Source organism: Stenotrophomonas bentonitica (assembly GCF_013185915.1).
Lineage (GTDB): Bacteria > Pseudomonadota > Gammaproteobacteria > Xanthomonadales > Xanthomonadaceae > Stenotrophomonas > Stenotrophomonas bentonitica.
This window is the reverse complement of sequence record NZ_JAAZUH010000001.1, coordinates 2,038,283-2,054,179: the sequence shown is the minus strand read 5'-3', so window position 1 is coordinate 2,054,179 and position 15,897 is coordinate 2,038,283. Positions and strand designations below refer to the sequence as shown.

The window sequence follows — 15,897 nt, the reverse complement described above, 5'->3', positions numbered from 1 at the left end:
CCGGGCTCTGCCCGGCCGTTCCTGCGCTCCGTGGAGCCGGGCAGAGCCCGGCTCTACGCCCGGTTCTTCCAGCGCACCTCTTCCGTTCCGGGCTCGATCAGCAGCATCCGGATACGATTCCCCCGGCACCCCACCGTCCCGCCATACGCGGTTGCACGACCAGAAAGCTGTTCGACTGCCAGGCTCTCCGTGCAGGTGGAGAGTCCATGTCCCGCGTCGACAGTCCCGACGGTAATCAGGATGCCGGTGTTGCCATTTGCGCGCCCGCAGCGCGCACGGACCCGGATCTGCCCCGGTTCCTTCTGCAGGAGCAGGGTGACGGCGTCCTGGATCAATCTGTAGGCAGAGAGCTGAAGGTCGATACTCAGGCGGCAAGGGTCACCAATCAGCTGATGGGCTGCCACCCGCTCCGTCGACTTCCAAACCTCATTGATGCCTCCGATCTGCAGAGCAAGGTAGAGGCCCACATGCTCAAGGGAGGTGGGATACACCATCGTCACCTGTTCGCGCACCTTGCGGGAGTGCAGGGTGGTGACCTTCAACAGCCCGCCCGCCAGTGCCTCGTGTCCATCGACCCTGAGTCCCTCTGCGACGCTGCAGAGCGACGCATCGAAGCTCTCTTCAAGCTGCCGGATGTCGAGGGCCCTGCTGCGCAGGTCCTGCTCCGCCGATATGAATGCTGACCGTGCGTGGGATAGCACCCTCTCACTGTCCAGTTGCCTGGCCCTGGATTGCCGGTAGTGATGGGACAGACAAGCGCCCACAGCCAGAAGCGCGCCGCCGACTACGGCAAGAGTCTGCTGCACCGAGAACGCGGCTGGATCGAAACTGTCGGCCATTCCCGAGGCGGGCATGGTGAGCCTGACGGCCAGGCTCCATATCGGGACACCGACGGCTGCACCTTGCCACCCGTGCATGCACGTAAGCGCGATGGCCGGCAGGGCGAGCAGCAACAGCATGCTCGTCTTCTCCGAACCCGATTCGGTAGGTATCCAGACAGCAGCGAATCCAATGATCGCCATCAGGACGAGCGCGATGGACGTCGGCACGAGCAGCTCCCGTCTTGGAGGAGCACAGGCTCTTCGCTTGACCCAAAGCAGCGCGAGTGGCGCGATCGTGAGCACGCCAATGAAATCCCCGACCAGAAATCGAACCAGGTCCGTACCCAGGCTTGCCGCTGGTGGTGTCGGCCAGAGCAGATGCGCCAGTAGAAGGTTCAAACCTGTTACGGCAAGCGTCGAAGCCCCCGCGACACACATCAGCCAGAGCTCGGTGGTGGCGACCAGGAACCTGCGACAGGTGCTCATGATCAGCATCACCGTCGGCATCAGCAATGCGGAGCCGAGAATGACCCACGTGATTCCATACTTTTCGACAAGTGGGTACCTCGCGACGCCGAAGTAGAAGTACTCGCCAACGAGGAGGTAGGCCCAGAACCTGGGCGGGCTCAGTAGAAGCGCCGCAACGCGTACGCCTGCCGGAAGGTAGAACTGATCCATTGAGAGCTGGCGCGCAGACCAGTACGCAAGTGCATAGCCAATGGCGAGGCAGAGTCCGAGTGGGTGGATGCGGAAGTTGAACTGCAGCCCATGCCTCCACCATGCCGTTTGCATGCTTGTTCTCCATTCAAGTTCGCGACTCGTTACCGGCTCGTTCAAGAGAGAGTCGAGGCGGGACGGTATCGGTGAACTCAGTGCAGTGCAATGGCCGTTTTGAATTATAGGAAAGATACGAAGACGCAGGCGCGAGCGAGGTTGTTCGACATCACGCTCTGTCGGTGACGCGGGTCAGATCTGTATGGAGAAGCGCATCACGGCGAAGGGCGAAATAGTCGCGGAATGCACGTTGGATTCGGAAAAGTATCAGCGGCACTCATGGGATTGGCCGATAGGCTGCACGTGGCGCCATTGCCGTCGTCTTCCGGAGGTTGAAGTGAAGTTTCTTTCCGCCCGTACTGCGTTGCCTACCCTGCTGATCGCAGTGTTGCCGGTGTCGGCAATGGCTCAACTAAGTGACCATCATGGCAATGAACTGCAGTCGTTTGGGCTCGGGCAGTCTTCTCCGCTGGCAGCCAATGTGAGCCATGACCGCAACTGGTTGGTTTATCAGTTCGAGCGCGAGGGAATCTCGTACTACCAAGTAAATGATCTTGCCGGCCAGGTACATATGATCGTCGCCAGGGTGGACGACGTCTTCTGGGCACTTCCCGCCGGTATAGCTCCTTTCCGCATATCTCTTCCCGCTAAACGACTCGTGATTCCAGTGGAGGCGCCATCAGCGGTTGTCTATCGGAGCCCGGAGTTCATGATCGTGAGGTATGTCGTTGACGGTGCGGCTGTGTGGTCCGTGCAGCGCCAGGGGGATCCCAGGTAAAGGTGCACGAGCGGATCGGCTTCGACGTGGAGCCGGGCAGAGCCCGGCTCTACCGACGGTTTGTGTCGGAATCACCGCGAAAATGGGAGTTGTTGCAATGGATGCTCTTCGCATGATCGGTAGCGTGATGGCTACACAGGCGCGGGGAGATCGATGTGACGCTGATGCATGTGCTGGGTGGGCTGTCGCTGCTCATCCTTGTCGCCGTATCTACGATGATCAGGGGGGGGATCGGGTTCGAGCATGGGGATGGGGCGACCGGGCAGGAGGAGGCTGAGGTCGATGCGACTGGGGAGATGGCGGAGCCGCCGCTGGATCCGGTGGCAACGTTGGGCCCGATCCACTTCGGGCCGCTGCTGGATCGCATGCGGCCCTGACGCGCATCCATGAAAAAGGCCCCGCAATACGGGGCCTTTTCTGTTTCGATAGCCGCGCCGATCAGCGCTTCATCGAACCGAAGAACTCGTCGTTGGACTTGGTGTTCTTCATCTTGTCCAGCAGGAACTCCATCGCGGCGATTTCGTCCATCGGGTGCAGCAGCTTGCGCAGGATCCAGATCTTCTGCAGCAGCTCCGGTTCGATCAGCAGGTCTTCGCGGCGGGTGCCGGAACGGTTGATGTCGATGGCCGGGTACACGCGCTTTTCAGCGATGCGACGGTTCAGGTGCACTTCGCTGTTGCCGGTGCCCTTGAACTCTTCATAGATCACTTCGTCCATCTTGCTGCCGGTGTCGACCAGCGCGGTGGCGATGATGGTCAGGCTGCCGCCTTCTTCCACGTTGCGCGCGGCACCGAAGAAACGCTTCGGGCGGTGCAGGGCGTTGGCGTCCACGCCGCCGGTGAGCACCTTGCCGGAGCTGGGCACCACGTTGTTGTAGGCGCGGGCCAGGCGGGTGATCGAGTCCAGCAGGATCACCACGTCCTTCTTGTGTTCCACCAGGCGCTTGGCGCGCTCGATCACCATTTCGGCAACCTGCACGTGGCGCGCGGCCGGTTCGTCGAAGGTGGAGCTGATGACCTCGCCGCGCACGGTGCGCTGCATTTCAGTCACTTCTTCCGGACGCTCGTCGATGAGCAGCACGATCATGTGCACGTCCGGATGGTTGGTGGTGATCGCCGTGGCCACCTGCTGCATCAGCATGGTCTTGCCGGCCTTCGGCGGGGACACGATCAGCGCACGCTGGCCCTTACCCTGCGGGGCCATCAGATCCATGATGCGGCCGGTGATGTCTTCGGACGAACCGTTGCCGCGTTCCAGGGTGAAGCGCTTGCGCGGGAACAGGGGGGTGAGGTTCTCGAACAGCACCTTGTTCTTGGACGCTTCCAGCGGCTCACCGTTGATGGTGTCCACGATCGACAGCGCGAAGTAGCGCTCGCCGTCCTTCGGGAAGCGGATGCGGCCGGACAGGTGGTCGCCGGTACGCAGGTTGAAGCGGCGGATCTGGCTGGGCGAGATGTAGGTGTCGTCCGGGCCGGCCAGGTAGCTGGCTTCGGCGGCGCGCAGGAAGCCGAAACCGTCCGGCAGGATTTCCAGCACGCCGTCGGCGGCAACGCCGTCGCCATGGCGGGTGAGCACCTTGAGCAGGGCGAAGATGACGTCCTGCTTGCGGGCACGGGCCACGCCTTCGGAGATCTGCAGCTGGTCGGCAATGTCCAGCAGCTTCTGCGCCGGCATGCGCTTGAGGTCGCTCAGCGAGTAGACCGGGAAGCCTTCGGGCACGTTGGCCTGCTGGGTACGCACGAACGGCTGCTGCTCGCCATTGTCCTGCGGCATGCCGTCGTCGCGGTAGCCGCCGCCGCCGCGATTGCGGTCGCGGTCACGGCGATTGCGGAAGCGGTCGCGGCGGTTGCCTTGGCCCTGGCCCTGGTTCTGGCCGCCCTGGTTCTGGCCCTGCTGGTACGGATTCTGCCCGCCCTGCTGGTTGTTGTTGTTGTTGTTGTTGTTGCGCTGGCCGCCGTCGCCGGCGTCCTGGCCACCGCCCTGCGGGGCCGGGGCATCGCCGCTGGACGCGGCCGGTGCCGGAGGTGCCTGTACAGGTGCCGGAGCAGCCGGCGCCGGCGCGGCGGGCGCGGCAGCCAGGGGCAGGGCGTTCTGGGCGGGGGTGGACCCGGTGTCGGCGCTGGGAGCAGCGGCCTTGGCGACGCGCGGCTTGCGCACGCGCTTCTCGGCGGGCGCGTCGGCGCTCCCGGGTTCGGAAGTAGTGATATCGGACAAGTGCTGAATTCCTCGCTGGAAGGTGCGAGCGCCCGGCAGGGCGGCGAACGTTGGGAAGGGATTCTGGAAAGAAACGTCGTCCAGAAGATGCGGCACGCGAATGCGGCCGGATGTGCCGACACTAACACCGGCTCGCGGCGGCGCGCAAGCCGGGTGGGGCAGGGTCATTCATGCGGGCGTGGGGCCCGCGGGGCAGCCGGTCGTGGCCGGCTGCCGGGGTGGATCAGGCCAGGGCCCGGTCGATCAGGCCCGCCAGCTGGGCCTTGCCCACTGCGCCGATCTGTTCGCCGACCTTCTCGCCGTCCTTGAACACCACCAGGTACGGGATCGAACGCACGTGGTACTTGGCGGCCAGGGCGCGGCTCTGGTCCACGTTGACCTTCACGATCTTGGCGCGGCCGTCGTAGGCGTCGGCCAGTTCGTCCAGGGCCGGGGCGATCATCTTGCAGGGGCCACACCATTCGGCCCAGAAATCGACCAGGACCGGTTCCTTGGAGTTCAGTACGGCGCTATCGAAGTCGGCGTCGCCGACGTGTACAACCTTGTCGCTCATCTTGGTCTCTCGTTTTGGAGTGCACCTGGACGCGGCCATTCAAGGCCTCATCCGCTCTGCTGCCTCGTTCCCCCTGGGGTCGTCGGCGGTGCGCCCGATGGATGCCTGGACGCTCACGGCCGGCAGTGTACCCCTATCGTCGCGGGGTGGCAGGTGCCGGTTGGAAAGAATTGTCCTGTGACAGTCGTCGCGCTTTGCCGGGGTTGGCTTTAGCTATGTGGGGGTGGGGGACGGCGGTTCCAGCCTGCTGGGGTGAGGCGTTCAACTGGGGGTTGGGGGGGTGAAGGGGAAGTGTCTTCGGGTGCATTTCGCGGGACACGCGTGGCGTGTCGCTACGCGGCATGGGCCTGTCGCAGCGGGGTGTGCGACGGGGTGCTCCGGTATCCGGGCGGGTTTGCGCTAAACTGGGTCATTGTGCGGCGCCCCGGGACCCGGTTGGGTCCGGCCTCCGCCTTCCCCGGCGCAGGGCCCGCAGTGGCGACGGTGCCCCCCAAGATTGCAAGCCACCCGCTCTTCGTCGGCTGGCCTTACCAAGACGGACCCATGAGCGACAAACCGCTGACCGATTTGACTTTCTCCTCCTTCGAGCTGCATCCGGCCCTGCAGGCTGGCCTTGAAGGCGCTGGTTTCACCCGCTGCACCCCGATCCAGGCACTGACCCTTCCGGTGGCATTGCCCGGCGGCGACGTCGCCGGCCAGGCGCAGACCGGCACCGGCAAGACCCTGGCGTTCCTGGTCGCGGTAGTGAACCGCCTGCTGACCCGCCCGGCGCTGGCCGACCGCAAGCCGGAAGACCCGCGCGCGCTGATCCTGGCGCCGACCCGTGAACTGGCCATCCAGATCCACAAGGACGCGGTGAAGTTCGGTTCGGAGCTGGGCCTGCGCTTCGCGCTGGTCTACGGCGGCGTGGATTACGACAAGCAGCGCGAACTGCTGCAGCAGGGCGTGGACGTGATCATCGCCACCCCGGGCCGCCTGATCGATTACGTCAAGCAGCACAAGGTGGTTTCGCTGCACGCCTGCGAAATCTGCGTGCTCGACGAAGCCGATCGCATGTTCGATCTTGGCTTCATCAAGGACATCCGCTTCCTGCTGCGCCGCATGCCGGAGCGCACCACGCGCCAGACCCTGCTGTTCAGCGCCACCCTCAGCCACCGCGTGCTGGAGCTGGCCTATGAGCACATGAACGAGCCGCAGAAGCTGGTGGTGGAAAGCGAGTCGATCACCGCCGCACGGGTGCGCCAGCGCATCTACTTCCCGGCCGACGAAGAGAAGATCCCGCTGCTGCTGGGCCTGCTGTCGCGCAGCGAAGGCGCGCGCACCATGGTGTTCGTCAACACCAAGGTGTTCGTCGAGCGCGTGGCGCGTTCGCTGGAGAAGGCCGGCTACCGCGTTGGCGTGCTGTCCGGCGACGTGCCGCAGAAGAAGCGCGAGAGCCTGCTCAACCGCTTCCAGAAGGGCCAGCTGGAAATCCTGGTGGCCACCGACGTGGCCGCGCGCGGCCTGCACATCGACGGCATCAAGTACGTCTACAACTACGACCTGCCGTTCGACGCCGAAGACTACGTGCACCGCATCGGCCGTACCGCCCGCCTGGGCGAGGAAGGCGATGCGATCAGCTTCGCGTGCGAGCGCTACGCGATGGGCCTGCCGGACATCGAGGCCTACATCGAGCAGAAGATTCCGGTTGAAGCGGTCACCAGCGAACTGCTGACCGCGCTGCCGCGCCCCGAGCGCGCGCCGCTGCCGGAAGGCGAAGCCGACGACAACGAGAGCGTGGGCCAGATCTTCCGTGAGGCGCGCGAAGCGCGTGCCGCCGAAGAACAGCGCCGTGGCGGTGGCAGCAGCCGTGGTGGCAAGCCCTCCGGTGGCCGTGGCGAACGCCGTGGCCCGGCCGAGCGCAGCAGCGATGGCAAGCCGCGCCGTGAGCGCAAGCCGCGCGTGGAAGGCGAACAGCCGGCCACCGAAGGCGCGCCGAAGCCGCAGCCGCCGGTGCAGGCTGGCGCCCCCTCGGCCGCCAACAGCCCGGCAGTGGAAGGCGAGCGCGCACCGCGCAAGCGCCGTCGTCGTCGCCACGGCCGTCCGGTCGAAGGCGCAACCGCCGAAGGCGGCGCTGGCCAGCCGGTGACGCCGGTGCAGGTCACCGCCAAGTCGATGCGCAACCCGGCACCGGCCGCCGACCCGGGCGCTTCGTTCCTGACCCGCATCGGCCGCAAGATCCGCCGCATGCTCTCGGGCAGCTGACCGATCAACGGTGGTGCCCAACGGTTGGACGGGCGCCACCGCATCCCCACGCCGTCGCTTCGCTCCTGCATAATCGGGGAATGAGCGTCCTGCGTTTTGACAATGTCAGCAAACACTATGCGGGCGGCCACCAGGCACTGGTGGACGTCAGCTTCGAGGTTGCGCCCGGCGAAATGCTGTTCGTTACCGGGCACTCCGGTGCCGGCAAGAGCACGCTGCTCAAGCTGATCCACCTTGACGAGCGGCCCAGCCGCGGCGCGGTGGTGTTCGACGAACGCAACCTGCTCAAGGTGCGCGGTGGCGACATCCCGCACCATCGCCGTGCGGTCGGCGCGGTCTACCAGGACCACCGCCTGCTGATGGACCGCAGCATTGCCGAGAACGTCGCGCTGCCGCTGATCCTGCGCGGTACCCGGCGCGGCGACATCGGCAAGCGGGTGCGCTCGGTGCTCGAACGCATGGGCCTGGGCCACCGCGAAAAAGCGCTGCCTTCGCAGCTCTCGGCCGGTGAGCAGCAGCGCGTCGGCATCGCCCGTGCGATCGTCGGCGAACCCAAGCTGCTGGTCGCCGACGAACCCACCGGCAACCTCGACCCGACCTTGGCTGCGGAAATCATGGCGCTGTTTGCCGAACTGCCCGCGCGCGGCACCAGCGTGCTGGTGGTCAGCCACGACCTCGCGCTGCTGCGCGCCATGCGCAAGCGCGTGCTGATCCTGGACCACGGCAAACTGATCGACGACATCTCGCCGCAGGACTTGGCCGAATGAGTACTGCCACCAACAAGGAAGCCGCCGCGCCGTCGCGGCTGGGCGTGTGGCTGCACCACCACGGCCACAGCGTGGTGTTCAGCCTTGGCCGCGCCTGGCGCAAGCCGTGGGCGACCCTGCTGACCATCATGGTGATGGCCCTCGCGCTGGCCTTGCCGCTGGGCCTGTCGATCGCGCTGGACAACCTCAAGCACTTTGCCGGCAGCGTGCAGCAGTCGCGCGACATCAACCTGTTCCTCAAGACCGACGTGGACGCCGCCGCCGCGAAGCAGGTGGCCGACACCCTGCGCGGCCGCGCCGACGTGGCCGGCGTGACCCTGCGCTCGCCGGACGAAGGCCTGGCCGAACTGCGCGACAGCGCGGGCCTGGGCGAGGCGATCGATGCACTGCATGACAATCCGCTGCCGTCGCTGTTGATCATCACCCCGGCCAATGGCACCGACGATGCACGCCTGGCGCAGTCGCTGGAAGGCATGCCGCAGGCCGACCTGGTGCAGCACGATGCGCTGTGGCGCAAGCGCCTGGACGCCTGGCTGGGCTTCGGCACGCGCCTGGTGCAGGTGCTGTCGGTGCTGCTGGGCCTGGGTGCGGCGCTGGTGGTCGGCAACACGGTCCGCCTGGACATCCAGGCACGCCGCGATGAGATCGGCGTGCTGCAGCTGCTGGGCGCCAGCGACGGCTTCATCCGCCGCCCGTTCCTGTACCTGGGCGCGTGGTATGGCCTGGGCGCCGGCGCGCTGGCGCTGGCACTGGTCGGCGGGGCCGGCCTGGCCCTGCGCCCGCCGTTGGCCGCGTTGTCGCAAAGTTATGCCAGCCCGTTCGTGCTGCATGGGCTGGACCTGCTGCATTCCTCGCTCGTGCTGGTCGGCACCGTCGTGCTGGGCTGGCTGGGCGCGTGGCTGGTGACGGGACACTTCCTGCGCCAGACCCGTCCGACCGAAACCTGAAGGCCCATCCTGCATGCGTCCGCAAGTACTGAAGCACCTGGTCGACGACGCGCCGCGCGTCATGGTGGTCGATGGTTCCAAGCTGGTCCGCAAGCTCATTGCCGACGTGCTGCAGCGCGAACTGCCGGCCGTGGAAGTGGTGGGCTGCGCCAGCATCGAAGACGCGCGCATGGCGCTGGAAGCAGGCCCGGTCAACCTGGTCACCACCTCGCTCACGCTCAGCGACGGCGACGGCCTGGCGCTGGCGCGGCTGGTCCGCGAGACCGCCGGGCAGGCCTATGTGCCGGTGATCGTGGTCTCCGGCGACGCCCAGCAGCACCTGGAGCAGCGCCGCTTCACCGACTACGTCACCGACTATTTCGACAAGGCGCTGGGGCATGAGGCGCTGGCGACCTTCATCCGCGGCTATGTGCAGCCGGAAACCATTCCCGGCGCCACCATCCTGTACGTGGAAGACAGCCGCGTGGTCGCCGAGGCGACCAAGCGCATGCTCGAGCGCCAGAGCCTCAACGTGCTGCACGTGATGACGGCCGAAGAAGCGTTCGCGCTGCTTACCGCCGAGTCGCTGGGCCGCAGCAGCCACCGCATCGACCTGGTGCTGACCGACGTGACCCTCAAGGGCGAGCTCAGCGGCCTGGACGTGGTCGAGCGCGTGCGCGTGGACTTCGGCTACGGCAAGCGCCGCCTGCCGGTGCTGGTGATGACCGGCGACGGCAATCCGCTGAACCAGTCCAGCCTGCTGCAGGCCGGTGCCAACGACCTGGTGCAGAAGCCGATCGAAGAACGGCTGCTGGTGACCAAGGTGCTGTTCCAGCTGCGCCTGGCCCGTCTCAACGAAAAACCGATGGTGCGATGAACGACGACGTACAGGCGGGCATCCAGCTCGAACCCAGCTGGAAGGCCCGTATCGGCGATTACCTGCTGCGCCCGGAGATGCGTGAGCTCGCGGCGTTCCTGCGCCAGCGCAAGGCGGCCGGGGCGCATGTGTTCCCGCCCGGCCCGCAGATCTTCGCCGCCTTCGACGCCACCCCGTTCGACCAGGTCAAGGTGGTCATCCTCGGCCAGGACCCGTACCACGGGGCAGGGCAGGCGCATGGCCTGAGCTTCTCGGTGATGCCCGGCGTACCGGTGCCGCCGTCGCTGCTGAACATGTACAAGGAGCTGGAGTCGGACCTTGGCCTGCCGCGTCCGGACCATGGCTGCCTGCTGCCGTGGGCGCAGCGCGGCGTGCTGCTGCTCAATGCGGTGCTGACCGTGGAAGAAGGGCAGGCCGGCGCGCACCAGAAGCGTGGCTGGGAAGGCTTCACCGACCACGTGGTGGACACCCTCAACCGAGAGCGGGAGGGCCTGGTGTTCCTGCTCTGGGGCAGCTACGCGCAGCAGAAGGGCAAGGTGATCGACACCTCGCGCCATCGCGTGCTCAAGGCGCCGCATCCCTCGCCGCTGTCGGCGCACCGTGGCTTCCTGGGCTGCGGGCATTTTTCCGCAGCCAACGAGTACCTGGAGCGACGCGGCCTGGGCCGCGTCGACTGGTCGCTGCCGCCGAGGGCGGCGCTGGACGCAGCTACACCCCCAGCATCTCGATGATGTCGTGGGCCACCTTGCGCTTGCGCAGTGGCAGCCGCCGCACAAGCGACAGGATGTTGCCTTCCAGGTCGTTCTGTACGTAGTCCGCATTCGGCTGCACGGTGCCGTGCAGCCCGTCCCCATCGGGTTTGGCGCACCCCCTGCCGGTGGCCAGCCACTCAAATCGCACTTTGGTCACGACCGCGATTTGTGCCAGATGCGACACGCTTGGTGTGGTGCCCTCCTTTCGCTCCCATTGCGCGACCGCACTGCGTTTTACTCCGGTTTGTGTCGCCAACTGCGACTGCGAAAGTCCTGCAGTGGCCCTTGCTGCTCGAATTCGATCCGACATCGACAGCATCTGGAATCCCCCTTTTGCCTGTCCTTGATGCGATGGGTAGTTATCGATACTTACCAGACAGCAATTCTTTTTTTCGCCTGTACAGAATCACTGTCCGTGTCTGCCGCCCAAGGGTTTCCCATCTGTTCTCCCGTGAACGTCAGTACTGCTAACTACGGTCTTCACACGACCTTGTTTGCGTCTATCCGTTCGCCGACGTAATTAAGTGTGAAACCGGCCACATAACGCCGGCAATTCAAAAAACGTCGAAAAATGCAGGTTCTGCCTGCTCCCATGGTCGGCTCGCCGACCGTGCGGGAGCAGTGCAGCCCGGCGCAGGGGGACGGGAAATGGATAATCGCTGGGGTGTGAACGCCGTGTCACGGCAATTCAGGATTCGAAACATCCTGATGCTGTCTGTGATGGTTATCTCATTATTCGGGGCCGCCTTCAGCGTGAAGGCACAGGACGCCTGTACAGCGAATGGTGCGTGCGTTTCAGCGGGTCCCCGACTGGTCCAGGTCACCAGCAGTGAGAGCCCTGTCCTGAATCTGCTGTTTTCCACGCTGCTGCCCGGCACGAATATCAATCTAACGGCGCTGGACTGGAACAATCTCGCTGCCGCCGATGTAAATCTGAATGCGCTGCTGACCCAACTTAATGGTGGCGTTGTCGCAAGTGACCCCACTCAGGTGCTCAATGCGAACATCACCCTGGGCCAGCTGCAGGCTGCGCTGGTCTCGGTGCTGCAGGCCGACGGGCAGACCGCTGCGGCCAATGCGCTGAACCTGCTCACCCCGTCGATCGGCGGCCTTACCGGCAACATCCGCCTCGCCGACCTGCTGCAGGTCAGCCTGCCGCCCGGCTCGCTGGCCAACGTCAACCTGGACGTGCTCGACCTGATCACCGGCGGCATCCAGCTCTACAACTTCCGCAACGTGCTGACCACGCCCACGCCGGTGACCCTGACCACCGCGCAACTGGCCCCGCTCGGACTGGGCGGACTGGCCAACGTACGGGTCTGGGCCCAGGTGGTCGAACCGCCCACCTACAACTGCGGCCCGGTCGGCACCGGCTTCCACAGCGCCGCGATCCGCCTCAAGCTCGACTTCGACATCGCCCAAGGGTTGACCCTCGCGCCGCTGGTGTCCGCCCTCAATGGGCTCAACGTGGGTGGCCTGATCTCGCTGGCCGGCACCAACATCACCGCTTCGCTGTTGCATCTGTCGGTGTACGCGGATGTGGCCCGCGCCGAAGGCACCATCAACGCGGTCAACCTGGCCAGCAACGCCGTCACCCTGCAGGCGCGACCGGGCCTGGTGAACCTGTACGTCGGCACCATCAGCGATGCCGTGTTCTTCAACCGCACCGCCGTGCTGACCCCGGCCAGCGTCACCCCGATCAACGCCACCTCGCTGGCGGTCACGGTGGGGGTCAACCTGCTGAGCGGGCTGAAGGTGGCCGACGTCGACGTACCCCTCACCGTGTCGCTGCGCGCGGTGGCCACCGCAACGCCGTCCACGCAGTCGGTGGTGTTCACCGGACCGTTCAAGCAGACCCGCACCCTGACCAGCGGAACGGTCAGCGCGACCACCATGGTGACCTCGCTGGTCAACTCACTGGATGTGCAGATCACCAGCGGCACGCCGGTGGTGCGGCTGGTCAACAACCTGATCGTGCTGCCGTTGCCGGTGAACACCATCGTCAACGCGCTGGTGGGGGCTCTGTTGCCGCCGTTGCGGCTGGCAGTCAACGCGGTGGTCGCCCCGGTTCTTTCCGCCGTGCTCGGCGGCGTCATCGACAACCTGCTCGGCCTGCTCGGCATTCGCATCGGCCAGGCGGTGTTCACCGTTGAAAGCATCTCGCAGAGCTGCGCGGCCACCGTGCAGCTGGTCAAGACGCTGGCGCCGACCACCGACCCGGGCGTGTTCAACCTCAGTGTCGCGCAGGGCGCCACCGTGCTCGCCAGCGTCGCCAATGTGGGCAACAACGGTGCCACCACGGCAGTGGTGACAACGCCGGGATCGGTCTACACGCTGGCTGAAACCGCCGGTACCGCCACCGTGCTGGCGCGGTACGCAAGCACCTGGGAGTGCAAGGACCAGGCGGGCACCACGCTGACCAGCGGAACCGGGCAGAACTTCACCTTCACCTCGCCGGCCTTGTCGGCGCAACCCCTCAACGTGGTCTGCCGGATCACCAACCGAACGCGACAGGCCGATCTCTCCATCACCAAGACCGATGGAAGCGGCACGTACACGCCCGGCAGCACGGCCAGCTATGTCATCACCGTCAGCAATGCGGGGCCCGACGCGGTGACCGCCGCGCAGGTCAGCGACACGCTGCCGGCGGGGGCCACGCTCAGTGCGCCGTGGAGCTGCACCGCGTCGGCGGGCAGCGTCTGCAGTGCGGCCAGTGGGGGTGCCGCCGGCACCAATGGGGTGAGCCTGGGTGTGGACCTGATCAATGGGGGGACGGCGACGATCACCGTGCCGGTGATCTTCAGCGCGGACCCCGCCGCGTACTAGTCGTCTTCATCCGGCGCACCGCCGCGGTGGCGCGCCGACAGCAACGTCGCAATGCGTAGCGCGTGGGGAGCCCCCCGCGCGGTGCTTTCGAGGATTCCTGCATGTCGACCGCCAGCGCCCGCCGCCTTGTTACCGCACTGCTGTTGACCCTGGCCACCGCCAGCGTCCACGCACAGGCGTACCGCAACCCCTTGGTAAACAGCGCCACGGTTGCGGCACCGGCCGACATCTCCGATCCCACGCCCGGCAACAACAGCAGCAGCGACACCAACACGCTCGCGGCCACCGCCCAGCTGAGCGTGCTCAAGACCATCACCACACCGGTGCCGGTCGCCGCCGGTGGTGCCGTGCAGTACCGCATCGAAGTGCGCAATACGGGGCCGTCGCAGGCGGTGGGCGCCACCCTGTCCGATCCGGTGCCCCCACAACTCACCGGCGTCACCTGGACCTGCGCGCCGGTGTCGGCCGCCACCAGCTGCGCCACTGCCTCTGGCACCGGCAGCCTCAACATAGGCGTCAGCGTTGGCGTGGGCGAGGTGCTGGTCGTGCTGGTCAACGGCACCGCACCGACCGTCACGCCGGCCACCATTGCGGCCAACGCCGCCACCATCACCGCGCCGCCGGGCACGACCGACCCGACCCCGGGCGACAACACCGGCACCACCCCGACCATTCCGGTCCAGGCCGCAGCGATCGTCGCCAACAACGACGACTTCAGCGCCACGCCGCTGGCACCGGGCGCCGGTGGCACCACCGCGCGCGTATTCGACAACGACACGTTGGCCGGCGCCGCATTCGCCGACGCGGCCGTGGTCGCCACGCTCACGGCGGCACCGGCGGGCTATGCGATCAACGCCAACGGCACGCTGAGTGTGCCGGCGACTGCGGCTGCCGGTGCGGTCACGCTCACCTACCAGATCTGCGAAGCCGCCTCGCCGAGCAACTGCGCCAGCGCCAACGTCAGCCTGGTGGTGGCGCCCAATGCGGTGGATGACAGCTACTCGGTGCAGGCCGGCCAGGTTCTCACCGGCAACGTGCGCGACAACGACAACTACGTGGTCGACTCCACCTTCACCCAGACCGGCGCGGGCCCGACCCAGGGCACGCTGCAACTGCTGGGCGACGGAAACTTCACCTATACCGCCAACGCCGGCGCGACCGGCACCGACACCTTCAGCTACCAGCTGTGCCTGGTCGCGCCGAACGGCGGCGTCTGCGATACCGCCACGGTCACGGTGAACCTCACCGCCAACGTGATCGACGCCGTCAACGACGATTTCAGCGCCGCGCCCCTACCGGCAGCCGCCGGTGGCACCACGGCAAGCGTGCTGGGCAACGACACCTTCAACACCGCACCGGTGGTGCCGGCCAACCTCACCACCACCCTGATCACCGCGCCGGCCGGCTACACCATCAATGCCGCCGGCCAGATCAGCGTGCCGGCCAACGCCGTGGCCGGTCCGGTCAGCCTGGCCTACCGCATCTGCGTCACCGCCGCGCCCACGCTGTGCGACACCGCCACGGTACAGCTGGTGGTAGCACCCGACGCCGTGGATGACGCGGTCGCCACGCCCGGCGCGGGTCAGCCGGTGTCGGCCAACGTCGGCAGCAACGACAACACCCCGGCCGGATCGCTGTTCAGCGCAGCGGGCGCCGCACCGACCCAGGGCAGTGTCACGCTCAATGGCGACGGTTCGTTCACTTACACCCCGAACGCCGGCGTCACCGGCACCGATACGTTCGGCTACCAGGTGTGCCTGCCCACGCCGGCGGGGGTCTGCGATACCGCCACCGTCACCGTGACCCTGGGCGCGAATGCGCTGATGGCCAACGATGACCTGTTCCCGACGCCGGTATCGGCGTTGACCGGCGGCAGCACGCCCAGCGTGCTTGGCAACGACACCCTCAACGGCGTGGTGGTTACGCCCGGCACCGTGACCGCCACCCTGCAGGGCGGCGTGGCCGGCTTTACGCTGGATGCGTCCACCGGCGTGATCGCGGTGGTGGCCGGTGTACCTGCCGGTGCCACCGCGCTGACATACCAGCTGTGCGAGAACGCGGTGCCGGCCAACTGCAGTACGGCCAACGTGCAGGTGCTGGTCAGCCCGCCGGCGCAGCCGGATACGTTCAACGTCCAGTCGGGTCAGTCGTTCAGTGGCAACGTGGGCAGCAACGATGCGCCGCCCACCGGTGCGGTGTTCGCCGCGCTCACCCAGCCCACGGTGGGCACGCTGGTGTTCAACGACGACGGCACCTTCAGCTACACCTCGCCGGCTGGCAGCACCGGCAGCACCAGTTTCAACTACCAGGTCTGCCTGCCTGCACCGAATTCGACGGTGTGCGCATCGACCACCGCCACGCTGGT

At 66.5% G+C, this 15,897-nt stretch carries 12 protein-coding genes and 1 pseudogene; 9 read left to right on the top strand and 4 right to left on the bottom strand.

The window, feature by feature from the left end:
- Positions 1–53 precede the first annotated feature (53 nt).
- Entirely contained in the window at positions 54–1,613 is a 1,560-nt protein-coding gene (locus HGB51_RS09035; RefSeq protein WP_070209470.1) for an MASE1 domain-containing protein, read from the bottom strand.
- A 184-nt stretch (positions 1,614–1,797) separates the two neighbouring features.
- Between HGB51_RS09035 and HGB51_RS09030 the strand changes: the two genes are divergently transcribed.
- Together HGB51_RS09030 and HGB51_RS09025 are read left to right on the top strand one after the other, a co-directional pair.
- Positions 1,798–2,373, top strand: a complete 576-nt coding sequence (locus HGB51_RS09030) for a hypothetical protein (RefSeq protein ID WP_216666725.1) — start codon at positions 1,798–1,800, stop codon at positions 2,371–2,373.
- A 155-nt stretch (positions 2,374–2,528) separates the two neighbouring features.
- Positions 2,529–2,750 carry a hypothetical protein gene (locus HGB51_RS09025; protein ID WP_141739235.1) on the top strand — a complete coding sequence of 74 codons (222 nt, stop codon included), beginning with the start codon at positions 2,529–2,531 and terminating at the stop codon, positions 2,748–2,750.
- A gap of 61 nt (positions 2,751–2,811) precedes the next feature.
- Here HGB51_RS09025 and rho read toward each other — a convergent pair whose 3' ends face one another.
- Positions 2,812–4,587 (bottom strand): transcription termination factor Rho, encoded by a 1,776-nt coding sequence (rho, locus tag HGB51_RS09020; RefSeq protein WP_171966792.1) that lies wholly within the window; start codon positions 4,585–4,587, stop codon positions 2,812–2,814.
- Positions 4,588–4,810: 223 nt separating this feature from the next.
- The gene (gene trxA / locus HGB51_RS09015) at positions 4,811–5,140 is read right to left on the bottom strand and encodes a thioredoxin (RefSeq protein WP_070207339.1); all 330 of its coding nucleotides are present in this window, start codon (positions 5,138–5,140) and stop codon (positions 4,811–4,813) included.
- A gap of 543 nt (positions 5,141–5,683) precedes the next feature.
- Between trxA and rhlB the strand changes: the two genes are divergently transcribed.
- The 5 genes from rhlB to ung all read left to right on the top strand — a co-directional run bounded on the left by rhlB (position 5,684) and on the right by ung (position 10,685).
- Positions 5,684–7,384, top strand: a complete 1,701-nt coding sequence (rhlB, locus tag HGB51_RS09010; protein WP_070207340.1) for an ATP-dependent RNA helicase RhlB — start codon at positions 5,684–5,686, stop codon at positions 7,382–7,384.
- An 80-nt stretch (positions 7,385–7,464) separates the two neighbouring features.
- Positions 7,465–8,151, top strand: coding sequence for a cell division ATP-binding protein FtsE (ftsE, locus tag HGB51_RS09005; RefSeq protein ID WP_070207341.1), 687 nt, complete (start codon positions 7,465–7,467; stop codon positions 8,149–8,151).
- Complete coding sequence (gene ftsX, locus HGB51_RS09000) at positions 8,148–9,098, top strand: permease-like cell division protein FtsX (protein WP_070207342.1); 951 nt, start codon at positions 8,148–8,150, stop codon at positions 9,096–9,098. Before ftsE ends, ftsX begins: the two co-directional genes overlap by 4 nt.
- A gap of 13 nt (positions 9,099–9,111) precedes the next feature.
- Positions 9,112–9,954 carry a response regulator gene (locus tag HGB51_RS08995; RefSeq protein WP_070207343.1) on the top strand — a complete coding sequence of 281 codons (843 nt, stop codon included), beginning with the start codon at positions 9,112–9,114 and terminating at the stop codon, positions 9,952–9,954.
- Complete coding sequence (gene ung, locus HGB51_RS08990) at positions 9,951–10,685, top strand: uracil-DNA glycosylase (protein WP_070207344.1); 735 nt, start codon at positions 9,951–9,953, stop codon at positions 10,683–10,685. Before HGB51_RS08995 ends, ung begins: the two co-directional genes overlap by 4 nt.
- Here the strand turns inward: ung and HGB51_RS08985 are convergent.
- Complete coding sequence (locus tag HGB51_RS08985; protein WP_070207345.1) at positions 10,663–11,025, bottom strand: helix-turn-helix domain-containing protein; 363 nt, start codon at positions 11,023–11,025, stop codon at positions 10,663–10,665. The two genes, ung and HGB51_RS08985, sit on opposite strands and share 23 nt — an antisense overlap.
- Before the next feature lie 401 nt (positions 11,026–11,426).
- Here HGB51_RS08985 and HGB51_RS08980 point away from each other — a divergent pair, with 401 nt between their 5' ends.
- Together HGB51_RS08980 and HGB51_RS08975 are read left to right on the top strand one after the other, a co-directional pair.
- Positions 11,427–13,532: a DUF11 domain-containing protein gene (locus HGB51_RS08980; RefSeq protein WP_141739089.1), complete on the top strand. Its 2,106-nt coding sequence runs from the start codon at positions 11,427–11,429 to the stop codon at positions 13,530–13,532.
- A gap of 101 nt (positions 13,533–13,633) precedes the next feature.
- Positions 13,634–15,835 (top strand): annotated as a pseudogene (locus tag HGB51_RS08975) (Ig-like domain-containing protein); the annotation flags it as partial.
- Positions 15,836–15,897 lie beyond the last annotated feature (62 nt).